Source organism: Streptomyces sp. H27-D2 (genome assembly GCF_035828615.1).
Lineage (GTDB): Bacteria > Actinomycetota > Actinomycetes > Streptomycetales > Streptomycetaceae > Streptomyces.
In genome coordinates, this window is record NZ_JAYMZR010000065.1 from 1 (window position 1) to 13,657 (window position 13,657).

Below are 13,657 nucleotides of genomic sequence, written 5' to 3' on the forward strand. Positions count from 1 at the left end.
CCCGACCGGCCGCGCCGCCGCCCGGGGGGCGGACGGACTGCGCCGGCCCGGCTTCCGAGGGCTGCGCGTGCGCCCCCTCGCCGGCGCCGTTCCAGCTGTCGGCGATGCCGTTGCCGCGGCTGGTCAGGGCGTCCACCGCGAGGCGTGAGCCGCGCGCCGGGCCGCGCAGCCCCGCGCCCCGGTTGTCGAGCACCGAACAGCCGGTGGCTCCCACCGCTTCGGTGCTGTCCACCCGCAGGCCGTCGCCTTCGTTGCCGGACAGTTCGCAGTCATTGAGCAGCGCCCGCGCCCCGGCCGCCACCAACACGCCGTGCTGCGCACCACCCTGCACCCGGGAGCGGGCCATGGTGAGCTCCGCGCCCTCCTCGACGGCGACGCCCTGGCCGCCCGCCTCGCCGATCTCGCAGTCGCGCAGCGTGCAGCGCCCGCCGGAGCCCACGGAGACGCCCGCGCCGCCGGTCCTGCGGAACACGGTCCGGCCGGCGTACGGGTCGCCGCCGTCCGCGACCCGGAGCCCGGAGCGCTTCGAGGCGAGGATCTCCCCCTCCTCCAGCCGTCCCCGGCCCTCCGCCAGCACCTCGACGCCGTATCCGCCGACCTCGGATATCTCGACCCGGCGCAGCAGCGGATTGGCGCCGCCGCGCACCACGACGCCGCTGCCCGCGCCGCCGCGCACGGTCAGCCGGTCGAACTCGGCGGAGCAGTCCTCGGTCAGTTCGACGCCCGCGGCCTCGCCGTCGCGCACGGTCAGCCGGGTGAACACCGGTCCCGAGCGGTCCCCTGCCCACACCCCGGCGGAGCGGGCCTCGGAGACCACGCACTCGTCCAGGACGCCGCGTGCCCGGCCGATGACCCGGATGCCGTTGCCCCCGGTGCGCGAGGTGGCGCAGCGCTCCAGCCGGGGGTCGGTGCCGGAGTCGAGGATGACGCCATGCCCGACGGTGTCCTGGACGGTGCAGTCCTCCAGCGTGGTCCGGGCGGTGGAGGCCACGTAGATGCCCACCACGACGTCGCGGACAGCGGTGCGCAGCACGCGGGTGCTGCTCTCCTGTTCCAGGGCTATCGCGGGCTTCTCCGTGTCGGAGATGGCGCAGTCCTCGACGGTGCCCGCGCCCCGGCCGTTGGCGAGGACTCCGTTGCCGCGGGCGTCCCGGATGACGCAGCGGCGGACCGTGGGGTCGCTGCCCTCGCTGATCACCACTCCGGAGCTGCCGAGGTGTTCGAGGACGCAGTCCTCTATGACGCTGGGCGCGGTCGAGGTGTCGACGATGCCCGCGCCGGCCGGGTTGACGATCCGGCAGTCGCGCATCGCGAGCGAGCCGCTCTCGCGGGTGAGCACGGCGGCCCAGGACGCGCCGCTGACCTCGCAGTCCTCCAGGGCGGTCTGGCCGCGCAGCACGTCGACGGCGGGCAGGTCGTCGTCCTGTCCGCCGAGCGTGATGCCGGAGAGCTTGGCCGCTTCCGCCGTCACTTGGAGGACGGTGCCGCGGGGCGGGGCGACTTCGACGGTTCCGCGTCCGGCTTCGGCGGTGATGGTGACCATGCGGGAGACCACGAGGTTCTCCGGATACCGGCCGGGGGCCACGGTGATCACCGCGCCGTCGCCCGCTCGACGGAGGGCCTCGGCGATCGTCGGGTAATCGTCGTTCAGGTCCCGGCCGACCCTCAGATGGCGCCTCACGCGGAAGGTTCCTCCTCGACTGGCCTTGCGGGGCCGTTTACGCAGTTCGGGAGCCCTCATCATGCCTGTCCTGCCCGGCGCTCGCGCCGGGGCCCCGGATTGGCGGGCACCGCCGGGCACCGCCGGGCACCGCCGGGCACCGCCGGGCGCGGCAGGGCACCGCCGGGCACCGCCGGGCGCGGCCGGGGCCGGACGGTCGCGACCGGCGGGGGCACGGCGGCTCGGACTTGGCAGGCCTGCCGCTTCCCGCTCCGCGCGCCGCCACGGGCGGTACGCTGCCCAGCGGTCGGCGGACGATCTCCTTCCGCCGGCGCGGGTCGGGGCCGCGTCCGGGCGCACGGCTGAAGGGCCGCCACCGGCCCGGTGCCTGATCAGTGACGCTTCAACGCTCTCAACGCTTCGACACTTCGCACGACGACCGTTGGCCAGTGATCGTGGAGGTATGTGACATGGGTGAGCGCCGGACCGTGGACCGTCGCCGATTCCTCGCCGTCGCCGCCGGGAGCGTGGCGGTGGGAAGCCTGGCGGGCAGCGCCGCAGCCCGGCCGACACCCACGCCGGACGGCGGCGGTTCCTCCGACCCCGGCAAGCCTTCGGCAGGCGGGCGTCCGCTGTTCCTCGGCACGTACACCTCCGCCGACGGCGGCGGCGCCGGGCTCGGCCTCGCGCGCTACGACGCCGGGAGCGGGCTGATCACCTCGGCCGGAGTGCTGCCCGGCGTCGACAACCCCTCGTATCTCGCGCTCGCCCCCTCGGGGAAGATGCTGTACGCGGTGGCCGAGCAGCAAGCGGGCGGCGTGAGCGCCATCGCGATCGGCGACGACGGCGCGTTGCGGGTGCTGGGGACCCGCTCCACCGGCGGCAGCGGCCCGTGCCACCTGTCCGTACACCCCGGCGGGCGCCATCTGCTGAGCGCCGGCTACGGCTCGGGCAGCGTCGCGGTGCACCCCATCGGGGCCGACGGCGCGCTCGGCGAGCGTACGGACCTGGTCGTGCACAGCGACCCGAAGCCCGGCCCCGGGCAGAACGGGCCGCACGCCCACCAGATCGTGACCGCTCCGGACGGCCGGTTCGTGCTGTCCGTCGATCTCGGCAACGACACCGTCTACACCTACCGGCTCGATCCGGCGGCCGGCACCCTGCGGCAGCTCTCCTCGGCCGCGCTGCGGCCGGGCGCCGGGCCGCGCCATCTGACCTTCCACCCGTCGGGCGCGTACGCCTACCTGGCCAACGAGCTGGACAACACCGTCGTGGTCTGCGGCTACGACGCCGCGAGCGGCGAACTGCGCCCCGGCACACCGCAGTCCACCGGCACCGGCGGGGGCACGAGCTACCCGGCCCAGTTGCTGGTCACCGCGGACGGCCGGTTCGGCTATCTCGCCAACCGCGGGCACAACAGCATCACCCGCTACGCGGTGCGCGAGGGCGGGGCCCGCTTGGAGCTGCTGGACACCGTTCCGGTCGGCGGCGACTTCCCCCGGCACATCGCCTTCTCGCCGGGCGGTGAGCTGCTGTTCGCCGCGAACCAGAAGTCGGGGTCGGTCACCGTCTTCCGGGTGAACGGGCGGTCGGGCGAACTGGCCCGCGTCGGGAGCCCGTTCAGCGCGCCGGTCCCGGTGTGCGTACTGCCCCTCTGACGGCCGGTACCGGAGCCCGGCGCACCGGCCCGGCTCCGACAGCCCCCTCGGCCCCGACTCACCCCGGCCCCGGCCCGGTTGGACGCTCACCTCCGACCGGCGCGACCAGCTCCGGAGCGACAAGGGCGGGCGTCGGCAGCCGAGACGAGCGGCATCCGCCACGCCAGTCCCGCTCACCCTCGTGGTCCTGTGCGTTTCCCCGCCGGTGAACGAGAATCTCCGGCAACAACGACAGGTGCGGCCGGGCGGCCACCGACGACCGCCGACGCCGACCACCGAGTGGAGCGTGGACGGATGACGGGCAAGGAGCCGGTGACCGAGCTGGACCAGCCGTACAGCGCGGCGGGGGCGAGGCCGTCGTGTACGAGGTGGTTCCCGTGACGGCCTTCGGCTACGGCCGGGACGAGGAGTACAGCGCGACCCGCTGGCGCTTCTGAGCGGGCCGCCCGGGACCGGCGCCGAGTCGATCGGGCGAAGGTTCCCGGCACCGCGGGGGCGGGGGAGAATGGTGAGCATGTCTGCACCTCGCCGGTCCTGCCCGGTCTGCACTCGTGAGATCGCCGTGGTCGGCGGGCGGATCGCCCGGCACGACCCGCCCGGCCGCCGTACGGTCCTGGAGCTGGTGTCCTGTCCCGGCTCGCTGCGCATCACGCACCTCGGCAACGCGCGGCAGCACCCGCTGATCGACCTGGACGCCCCGCCGGTGCCCGGTCAGCTCCCGCTGTTCTGACGGTCCGACGGCCGGTCCGACGGCCGGCCCCGCCGACCGGGCCGTGACGTGTCGCCCCGACCGCCCGTCCGCGCGACCCGGCCCCCCGCCGGCCGCGTCCCAGACCTCGACGGGCGCGGCAATTCTGCCTCCATACGGGTGATTTGACAGGATTTCTCCAGCGCCTCAACCCGCCCCGGCATCGAGCCGGCGGCGATCGCCGCAGCGGCCCCACCACCCGGCTGGGCGGTTTCCACCGGGGCCAGTAGAGGGATTTTCACGACAAATCACCTATTTGCCTCTATTGCGATATGGCTACTTCCTGTGATCCTGGGAGAACTCATGGTGACCGCCCCCATCAACCAGGAGAAACCCCATGATCCTGTCCGTCTCCGGTGTCGTGCTGCTCGCCATCATCGTCTTCCTCTTCTTCCGCAAGGACGGACTCAAGGCATCCCATGCCGTGGTCTGCGCCCTCTTCGGCTTCTTCCTCGCGGGTACGGCCATCGCCCCCAGCATCAAGGCGGGCAGCGCAAGCCTCGCCAGCCTGCTGAGCGGCATCACCTTCTAGCTGCGGCCCGAGCTCTCCGCAACCGCTCCACGACCACCAGGAGACCGACGTGGCCCGGCGTCCACTGCCCCGCATCCTCACCACCAGCGCGCCCATCGCCCGCAGTCGCGAGTTCGCGCGCACGGCCGCAGACAGCGCCACCGACGTCTTCCAGCCGCTGATCACGCTCGGTCGCGGACTGCGCCGCATGGCAGCCGCCGGGCGGCGACGGTGGACGGCGACCCCCAAGGAACGGCGTGGTCCCGCGCTGTTCCTTGGGGCCGCCTGCATCCTGGTGATCGCCATGATGCCGTACGGGCCGCTGCTGGCCTTCGTCACGCTCATGGCTGCCGCCGCCTGGGCCGGGCGCGACCGGACACCGTCCGGGACCGGCCCGAGCGAGGCCGAGGCCGGCCGGCTCCAGGTCCTCTACGAAGCGCTGGTCCCCTATTTCGCCCTCGCCGACGCGCCGAATCCCCTCTACGCCCACGGCGGGGACTGGCAGGAGGCGTTCCCCGAGTACGCCTTCGACCAGAGCGCCAGGCTGACCCGGCTCCAGCTGCGCTACCCGGCGCACTTCACCGACGGCGAAGCCGAATCCCGCACCCGTATCGAGCAGTTGCTGCACACCAAGTCCGGGCGCGGCCGGGAGTATCTGTTCGAGTGGGACGAGGAGGCGAACCACCTGCTGATGACCGTCCTCGCCGCGCTGCCGACCGGCATCACCGCGCAGCGCTTCGTCACCTCACCCGGTGAGACCGTGCTCGGCTTCACCGACCCGAGCGCCGTCCGGCGCACCCTTCCGGTGACCGACGGCGACGGGACGCGCGACGCGTCGCCCGTGGTGTGGCGCACCGGCTCCCGCTCCACCGAGCCCCATCTGCTGGTGCTCGGCCAACCCGGCAGCGGGACCACGACGCTGCTGCGCTCGATCGCGCTCCAGGCGCTGCACCACGGCGATGTGCTGGTGATCGACGGCAGCGGCGCGGGCGAGTACGGGTGCCTGCTCGGGCGGTCCGGCGTGCTGGCCGTGGAGTGCGGCCTCGCGGGCACGCTCGCGACACTCGAATGGGCCGCCCATGAGACGGAACGTCGGCTGATCTCGGCCAACCGGGCCCGGCAGAGCGGCCGGAGCGCGCCGGACGACACCCGCCGGCCGCTGTGGGTCATCGTCGACCGGCCTTCGGTGCTCAGCCACCCGGCGGCGGCCGAAGGGCGCGTCGATCCGCAGGAGTTGCTTCAGGTGCCGCTGCGGCACGGCCGGACCGCCAATGTCACCGTCGTCGTCGCCGACCAGTTCGACAGCGTGGACGGGCTGGCGGAGACCGTACGTACGCACACCCGGGCGCGGGTCGTGCTCGGCCCGGCCTCCGGGGAGCAGGTACGAGCGGTGCTGGGCGTGCCTCCGCACACCACGCCGCGCGCCGACGTCCCGCCCGGACGCGGCTACGCGCGGATGGGAACCGGACCGGTGCACCGGCTGCAAGTGCCCGCCACGCCCGATCCGTACGACGACGAGGCGAGCGAGGCGCAGCGGCGGGCCGTGCTGGCGCTGCTGCCGGAGCGGGCTGTGGGGGTCGACGCGGAGCCGGCGGCGGCCCCCGCCGTCGAGCCTGCGGCCGGGCCCGTAGTCGTTCCCGCCGAGAGCTGACGAGCCGGGCGGCCCGGCCTGGACCCCGCCGGCCACCCGACGCTGCCGGTGCCCGAAGCCGTCAGCCCGTCCGCCCCTCAGGCGACGAAGCTACGCGGAGCGTCGGCCACCCCTGTCGCTCCGCTCTCGACGAGCCGCGCGGCGGTCGCGAGCCGGCTGGCGGCGGCGTCGGCGAGGGGGCCGCTCACGGTGAACGGGAGCCGCACGAAGCCCTCGAAGGCTCCGTCCACGCCGAATCGCGGGCCGGACGGAACCCGTACGCCGACGCGCTCACCGACTTCGGCGAGGCGGGACCCGGAGAGCCCGCCGGTGCGCACCCACAGGGTGAGGCCGCCGCGCGGGACCGTGAACTCCCACTCGGGCAGGTGCTCCCGTAGCGCGCCGACGAGCGCGTCGCGGTTCTCGCGGGCCTGCGCCCGGCGTATGTCGACGGCGGCCTCCCAGCCGCCGGTGTCCAACAGCCAGGTGACGGCGAGCTGTTCGAGAACCGGGGTGCCGAGGTCGGCGTAGGCGCGGGCGGCGACGAGACTGCGGATGACGTCGGGGGCCGCGCGCACCCATCCGATGCGCAGCCCGGCCCAGAACGCCTTGCTGGCCGAGCCGACGGTGACGACGGTGCTGCCCGAGGGGTCGAAGGCGCAGACGGGGCGGGGCAGTTCGAGCTCGGGGTCGAGCTTCAGCTCCGCCATCGTCTCGTCCACGACGAGCACGGTGCCGGCCGAGCGGGCGGCGGCCACCAGCTGTCGGCGCTGGTCCTCGTCGGCGAGCGCGCCGGTCGGGTTGTGGAAGTCGGCGACGACGTACGCCATCCGCGGGGCCGCGTCGCGCAGCACCTCACGCCAGACCGGCAGGTCCCAGCCGGCGAGTCCCTCGGCCATGGCGACGGGCACCAGCCGCGCGCCCGCTTCGCGCATCAGCTGGAGGATGTTGGCGTACGAGGGGGCCTCGACGGCGATGCGCTCGCCGCGGCCCGCGAGGAGGTGGCAGATCGCGTCGATCGCGCCCATCGCGCCGGTGGTGACCATGATCTGTTCGGGCATGGTGGGGATGCCGCGGGAGGTGTAGCGGTCGGCGAGCGCCTGGCGCAGCGCGGGGAGTCCGGCCGGGTAGTCGCCGTGGGTGTGGGCGTACGGCGGAAGTTCCTCCAGCGCGCCCTGAACGGCGCGGGTCAGCCAGGGCTCAGGGGCCGTAAGGGCCGCGCAGCCGAGGTCGATCATGGAGCCGAGCGTTTCGGGCGGCAGCGGTTCGAGCCCTCGCGCGGGCAGCGGGTTGCCCGCCGGGACGGCGGTCCAACTGCCGGCTCCGCGGCGGGATTCGAGGAATCCCTCGGCGCGCAGCGACTCGTAGGCGGCGGCCACGGTCGTGCGGCTGACGGCGACGGCGGTGGCCAGCTCCCGCTCGGCGGGGAGCCGGGCGGCGACGGGCACCCGGCCTTCGAGGACGAGCAGCCGGACGCCGTCGGCCAGCGCGCGGTAGGCGGGCAGCCGCCGGCCGCCCGCGCCGGGGCCGGCGGTGCGGGTCTGCTGCGAAGCGAGCAGCCGGGCGAGCTGCGTCGCTCCGACCGCCGAGGTCCACTGAGCCACTGGAATCAGTCCACCTTCCTCGAATTGGCCATGGATACGAATGATTTACATGCCACATGGTGACACGGGTCAGGCCACTCGTACCAGGAGGGAGCATTTTGTTGTCAGCGTCATCAGCGTCAGAGGGGGGTCGGGTCGCTCGCCGGGTCGTACAGCTGTATGTGGGGTTGGTGCTCTACGGGTCAAGCATGGCGCTTCAGCTGCGCGCCGGGCTGGGGCTCGATCCATGGGATGTCTTCCACCAGGGGGTCTCCGAGCGGGTGGGGCTGTCGATCGGCACGGTGGTGATCATCACGGGGGCGGTGGTGCTGCTGCTCTGGATTCCGCTGCGGCAGCGCCCGGGGCTCGGCACGGTCTCGAACGTCGTCGTGCTCGGGCTCGCGATGGACGCGGTGCTCGCCCTGACGCCGGAGCCGCGCGCGCTGGCGATCCGCGTCCCGCTGCTGATCTTCGCCGTCGTGCTGAACGGGGCCGCGACCGGCCTCTATATCTCGGCGCGCTTCGGTCCGGGACCGCGGGACGGCCTGATGACGGGGCTGGGCCGGCGCACCGGGCGCTCGATCCGGCTGGTCCGCACGGCGATCGAGGTCACCGTGCTGGCCGTCGGATTCCTGCTCGGCGGCTCCATCGGCGTCGGCACGGTCCTCTACGCGGTGGCGATCGGCCCGCTGTCCCAGTTCTTCCTGCGAATCTTCACCGTCCCCGCACGGAAGACCGACCGATTGCGGGACACCGTCCCGCAGCGGGACACCGATCGGCCCCAGACGGCCGAAACCCGTCCGGAGGAGGCCCTTTCGCCGTAGCCGGGAGGCCGTTCGCCGACCTCGGGGCCGAGCGGCGACGGCGGGCGCGCGATACTGCCGCGGTGAATTCCGTGAAGTGCGTACGCCACCCGTTCCTGGACCACCCCGCCCCGCTCGCCTTCGCCCACCGGGGCGGGGCCGCGGCGGGCCTGGAGAACACCGTCACGGCCTTCCAGCGGGCCGTGGACGCCGGTTACCGCTATCTGGAGACCGATGTGCACGCGACCGCGGACGGCGCGCTGGTCGCCTTTCACGACGCGACGCTCGACCGGGTCACCGACACGAGCGGCGAGATCCACGCCCTGCCCTGGCAGATCGTGCGGCGCGCACGGGTGGGCGGGACCGAGCCGCTGCCGCTGTTCACGGAGCTCCTGGACGCCTTCCCGCGCGCCCGCTGGAACGTGGACGTCAAATCGGACGCGGCGCTGGCCCCGCTGCTGGAACTGATCGCCAGAACCGACGCCTGGGACCGCGTGTGCCTGGGCTCCTTCTCCGAGGAGCGGGTGGCGCGCGCCCAGCGACTCGCGGGGCCGCGGCTGGCGACCTCCCTGGGCCGGCGCGGGGTGCTGGGCCTGCGGGTCCGCTCGTACGCGCCCGCCCTGCCGCTGGACCGGCTGTTCGGCGCGGCCGTGCGGCGCAGCGCGGTGTGCGTACAGGTGCCGCTGCGCGCCTCCGGCGTACGCGTGGTGGACCGCGCGTTCCTGCGCGCCGCGCACGAGCGGGGGCTCCAGGTGCACGTGTGGACGGTCAACGACGCCGGCCGGATGACGGAGCTGCTGGATCTCGGGGTGGACGGCATCATGACCGATCACATCGAGACGCTGCGGACGGTGCTGATCGAGCGGGGCGCCTGGATCACGGATTAGTCCGCCTGCCCCATGGCCTCTGCGCCTTCGCCGTTGCAGGTCAGCGGCATCGGGTGGCTAGTGCCGCGACCGGCGATGTTTGCCCCGAGCGGGGCACTAGAGTCTCCCAATCAGTCGCGTCGCGAGCCGCGTGCGGTGCCGGGCGGGCCAGGAGCCCGGGGCGCCGCACGCTGCCCCGCCTCCGGCGAAGGGCGGGGACGGCGAGGGGACGCGTGTGGACAGGGTTGCCGGGGACGTGACGGACACCGCGGGAGCGGCGCCCGAGGCCGCGGGGAGCGCTGTGGCGGTCGAGGCCACAGGGGGCGCGGGGGCCGTCGAGACCGCCGAGGAGCGTCGCCGGCAGCAGCGCGGCTGGTACTGCTACGACTGGGCGAACTCGGTCTTCTCCACGAGCGTCCTCACCGTCTTCCTCGGCCCGTATCTGACGCAGATCGCGAAAGCGGCGGCGGACGCCGAGGGGTATGTGCGCCCGCTGGGCATCCCGGTGCGCGCGGGCTCGTACTTCGCCTACGCGGTCTCGGCCTCGGTGCTGCTGTCCGTGCTGGTGATGCCCATGGCGGCGGCGATAGCCGACCGCACGGGCCGCAAGAAGCCGCTGATGGGCGCGTTCGCCTATCTCGGGGCGGCGGCCACGGCGGCGATGTTCTTCCTGGAGGGGGACCGCTATCTGCTCGGCGGCGCGCTGCTGATCGTGTCGAGCGTGTCGTTCTCGGTGGCGATGGTCCTGTGCAACGCGTTCCTGCCGCAGATCGCCGAGCCGCATGAGCGGGACGCGGTCTCCTCGCGCGGCTGGGCCTTCGGCTACGCGGCCGGAGCGCTGGTGCTGGTCGCGAATCTCGGCCTGTACATGGGGCACGAGGCGTTCGGGGTGTCCGAGAGCATGGCGGTGCGGATCTGCCTGGCGTCCGCGGGGCTGTGGTGGGGCGTGTTCACCCTCATCCCGCTGCGCCGGCTGCGGGACCGGCCCGCGACGGGCGGCCGAGCGGCCGGGGGTCCGCCGCGCGCCTCCCTGGGGCAGGGGTGGCGGCAGCTCATCGCGACGCTGCGCGACATGCGCCGCTATCCGCTGACGCTGGCGTTCCTGCTGGCCTATCTCGTCTACAACGACGGCGTGCAGACGGTGATCACCCAGGCCTCCGTGTACGGCTCCGAGGAACTCGGCCTGGACCAGACGACGCTGATCGTGGCGATCCTGCTGGTCCAGGTGCTGGCCGTGGCGGGCGCGCTGCTCATGGGCCGGATGGCGGTGCGCTTCGGCGCGAAGCGGACGATTCTCTGCTCGCTGCTGGCCTGGACCCTGACGGTCGGGGCGGGTTACTTCCTTCCCGCCGGGGCGCCCGGGTGGTTCTTCGTGCTCGCGGCGGCGATCGGGATGGTGATGGGCGGAAGTCAGGCGCTGTCCCGCTCGTTGTTCTCGCATCTGGTGCCGCGCGGCAAGGAGGCGGAATACTTCTCCGTGTACGAGGTGAGTGATCGGGGAACAAGCTGGCTGGGCCCCCTGCTGTTCGGGCTCACATACCAGCTGACCGGCAGTTATCGGGACGCGATCATCTCGCTGGTGGTGTTCTTCGCGGTCGGCTTCGTGCTGCTCGCGAGGGTGCCGGTGCGGCGCGCGGTGGCTGCTGCGGGCAACCCGGTTCCGGACCGGGTTTAGAGCTAGTGCTCGAAGGCCGGTAGTGTACGCCGTTGACCCATTAGGCGGACCGTTACTGCGCGCTAAAGAAGCGAAAACGGTGAGTCACATCTGCTAGCAGATGTGACAAACCGGGCAGTGGTGGGTACAACAGGGGCGGGACGACGGGCGACGCATGTCCCACATCGGGAATCTTCACCGCCGACCGGACGTTGACCTGATTGACGACGACAGCGACACCTGTCCTGTGGGCGAGAAGCCCGGGAGGCACGATTCATGAGTGAGCGAGCTCTCCGCGGAACGCGACTCGTGGTTACCAGCTACGAGACGGACCGCGGCATCGACTTGGCCCCGCGCCAAGCGGTGGAGTACGCATGCCCGAACGGCCATCGATTTGAGATGCCGTTCTCGGTAGAGGCCGACATTCCGTCGGAGTGGGAGTGCAAGGCGTGCGGCGCCACGGCACTTCTGGTCAACGGCGACGGCCCGGAGGAGAAGAAGGGCAAGCCCGCGCGCACGCACTGGGACATGCTCATGGAGCGGCGCACCCGCGAAGAGCTGGAGGAAGTGCTGGCCGAACGGCTGGCAGTTCTGCGCTCCGGAGCCATGAACATCGCTGTGCACCCGCGGGATAACCGCAAGTCCGCCTAACGGCGGCCGGAACACAACCGAACACTGAAGAGGCCCGGATCATCGCCGCGCGGCGATCCGGGCCTCTTCATGCTCTGTGACGTTCTGCTGCTCAGCGTGTCCATTGCCCAGCCGCACTCAGGGCAGCAGCGGCGGATCGTCCCGGCGGTCCTGACGGGGCGTGGGACGCTCGTTCTCCCGGATGACCTCACCCGGGACCACCTTGCCGTCCGGACGGCGCATACGGGCCTGCTGGAAGGCGTCGCCGAGGCTGCCCGTCGGGGCCGCGCCCACCTTGCGCTCGACGTAGCGCTCGGTCGAGCGGCTGACCAGCTTCCGGGTGGGCGGGAGGAGCAGCAGCAGCCCCGCCAGGTCGGAGATCAGCCCCGGCATCATGAGCAGCAGCCCGCCCAGCATCGCCAGACCATTTCCGCTGCCTTTGGTACTGCCCTTGCCACTGCCGGCAGCGGGCTCACCGGCCGCGCCGCCGGGCGCCGCCGCGGCCTGCGCGGCCTGCGCGGCCTGCGCGGCCTGCGCGGCCTGCAATGTCTCGGCCAGCCCCTGCCAGGCCCGCCGTCCGGCCCGCTTGATGGCGATCGCGCCCAACACGAGCCCTGCCACCAGCAGCGCGAACACCGTCGGACCGCCCGCCGCGCCGGCCACCACGGTCAGCAGCCAGATCTCCAGCACCAGCCAGGCCGCCACGGCCAACGGCAGCAGCGTACGAGCGCGGGAGCGCTTCGGGCGACGGGATGGGCCGGTCTGATGCGGTGTACCGATCGTCATGTCTCCCAGTGTGCCTGGAATCGGGCGAAAACCGGGAGTCCGCGAAAGCCGGGAGTCAACGGTCAGCGTCCGGGGAGTTCCCGCAGGGCCGGCAGCAGGGTCTGCTGCGCCCAGTCGAGGAAGCCGTGCTGGGCGTCGCCGCCGACCTGGATCAGCGCGACCTCGGTGAAGCCCGCTTCCACGTAGGGGCGCACCGCCTCGACGAAGTCGGCGACGTCGTCGCCGCAGGGGATCGCCCCGGCGACGTCCTCGGGGCGCACGAACCGCGTGGCCGCGGCGAACGAGGCCGGGGTGGGCAGTTCGGCGTTGACCTTCCAGCAGCCGCCGAACCAGCGGAACTGCTCATGGGCGCGGCGCACCGCGGCGGCGCGGTCCGGGTCGTACGAGACCGGCAGTTGGCCCACCCGGGGCTTGCCGGCGCCACCGTGCCGGTCGAAGGCCTCCAGCAGTTCGGCTTTCGGCTCCACGGCGATCACCAGGTCGGCGAGGCGGCCGGCGAGTTCGCAGGACCACTCCCCCGAGACGGCGACGCCGATGGGCGGCGGCCGGTCGGGGAGGTCCCAGAGCCTGGCCGACTCCACGTCGAAGTGGCTGCTGTGATGCGCGACATAGCCGCCCGCGAACAGCTCGCGGATGATCTCCACCGCTTCGGCGAGCATCTCCTGCCGTACGTCGACGGTGGGCCAGCCGCAGCCCACGACGTGTTCGTTGAGGTTCTCCCCGGAGCCCAGGCCGAGCCGGAACCTGCCCTCGGAGAGCAGTTGCAGCGTCGCCGCCTTCTGGGCGACGACGGCCGGGTGATAGCGCAGCGTCGGGCAGGTCACGTACGTCATGAGCGGGATGCGGGAGGTGGCCTGGGCTGCGGCGCCCAGCACGCTCCAGGCGTAGGACGCGTGCCCCTGGGATTCCAGCCAGGGGAAGAAGTGGTCCGAGGTGACGGAGAAGTCGAACCCGGCCTCCTCGGCGCGGACCACATGCTCGACGAGCTCACGCGGCCCGGCCTGCTCGGTCATCATCGCGTATCCGATTTGCACCAAAACAAGGCGGTTCCCCGATCCCCCGCGAGAAAACACCCGCGCAATCGCGCGGTGCTCCCCCCGTCAGGACGCGGGGAGCACCGGAGAAGTA

General features: G+C 72.9%; 12 protein-coding genes. 8 read left to right on the top strand and 4 right to left on the bottom strand.

The features are described from left to right. On the bottom strand, positions 1–1,681 hold a 1,681-nt coding region (locus QMK28_RS23055), incomplete at its 3' end, for a right-handed parallel beta-helix repeat-containing protein (RefSeq protein WP_326441027.1). Between the two features lie 449 nt (positions 1,682–2,130). Here QMK28_RS23055 and QMK28_RS23060 point away from each other — a divergent pair. The 4 genes from QMK28_RS23060 (at position 2,131) to QMK28_RS23075 (ending at position 6,228) form a co-directional block, all read left to right on the top strand. Beyond that, positions 2,131–3,318 carry a lactonase family protein gene (locus tag QMK28_RS23060; RefSeq protein ID WP_326441029.1) on the top strand — a complete coding sequence of 396 codons (1,188 nt, stop codon included), beginning with the start codon at positions 2,131–2,133 and terminating at the stop codon, positions 3,316–3,318. Between the two features lie 514 nt (positions 3,319–3,832). Next, positions 3,833–4,048 carry a hypothetical protein gene (locus QMK28_RS23065; protein WP_326441031.1) on the top strand — a complete coding sequence of 72 codons (216 nt, stop codon included), beginning with the start codon at positions 3,833–3,835 and terminating at the stop codon, positions 4,046–4,048. Between the two features lie 355 nt (positions 4,049–4,403). Beyond that, complete coding sequence (locus QMK28_RS23070; RefSeq protein WP_326441033.1) at positions 4,404–4,598, top strand: hypothetical protein; 195 nt, start codon at positions 4,404–4,406, stop codon at positions 4,596–4,598. Positions 4,599–4,647: 49 nt separating this feature from the next. Next, entirely contained in the window at positions 4,648–6,228 is a 1,581-nt protein-coding gene (locus QMK28_RS23075; RefSeq protein ID WP_326441035.1) for an ATP-binding protein, read from the top strand. A 77-nt stretch (positions 6,229–6,305) separates the two neighbouring features. Here the strand turns inward: QMK28_RS23075 and QMK28_RS23080 are convergent, their stop codons facing one another. Next, the gene (locus QMK28_RS23080; RefSeq protein WP_326441037.1) at positions 6,306–7,811 is read right to left on the bottom strand and encodes an SCO1417 family MocR-like transcription factor; all 1,506 of its coding nucleotides are present in this window, start codon (positions 7,809–7,811) and stop codon (positions 6,306–6,308) included. Positions 7,812–7,912: 101 nt separating this feature from the next. Here QMK28_RS23080 and yczE point away from each other — a divergent pair, with 101 nt between their 5' ends. The 4 genes from yczE (at position 7,913) to QMK28_RS23100 (ending at position 11,764) form a co-directional block, all read left to right on the top strand. Further along, a complete protein-coding gene (yczE, locus tag QMK28_RS23085; RefSeq protein ID WP_443050796.1) occupies positions 7,913–8,614 on the top strand; it encodes a membrane protein YczE in 702 nt (233 codons plus the stop codon). A 71-nt stretch (positions 8,615–8,685) separates the two neighbouring features. Continuing rightward, complete coding sequence (locus QMK28_RS23090) at positions 8,686–9,480, top strand: glycerophosphodiester phosphodiesterase (RefSeq protein ID WP_326441099.1); 795 nt, start codon at positions 8,686–8,688, stop codon at positions 9,478–9,480. A 280-nt stretch (positions 9,481–9,760) separates the two neighbouring features. Continuing rightward, the gene (locus QMK28_RS23095) at positions 9,761–11,134 is read left to right on the top strand and encodes an MFS transporter (protein ID WP_326441102.1); all 1,374 of its coding nucleotides are present in this window, start codon (positions 9,761–9,763) and stop codon (positions 11,132–11,134) included. A gap of 255 nt (positions 11,135–11,389) precedes the next feature. Continuing rightward, positions 11,390–11,764, top strand: a complete 375-nt coding sequence (locus tag QMK28_RS23100; protein ID WP_326441042.1) for an RNA polymerase-binding protein RbpA — start codon at positions 11,390–11,392, stop codon at positions 11,762–11,764. 117 nt (positions 11,765–11,881) lie between these two features. Here the strand turns inward: QMK28_RS23100 and fxsA are convergent, their stop codons facing one another. Together fxsA and QMK28_RS23110 are read right to left on the bottom strand one after the other, a co-directional pair. Then, a complete protein-coding gene (gene fxsA, locus QMK28_RS23105; protein ID WP_326441043.1) occupies positions 11,882–12,529 on the bottom strand; it encodes an FxsA family membrane protein in 648 nt (215 codons plus the stop codon). Between the two features lie 62 nt (positions 12,530–12,591). Next, entirely contained in the window at positions 12,592–13,566 is a 975-nt protein-coding gene (locus tag QMK28_RS23110; RefSeq protein ID WP_326441045.1) for an LLM class F420-dependent oxidoreductase, read from the bottom strand. Positions 13,567–13,657 lie beyond the last annotated feature (91 nt).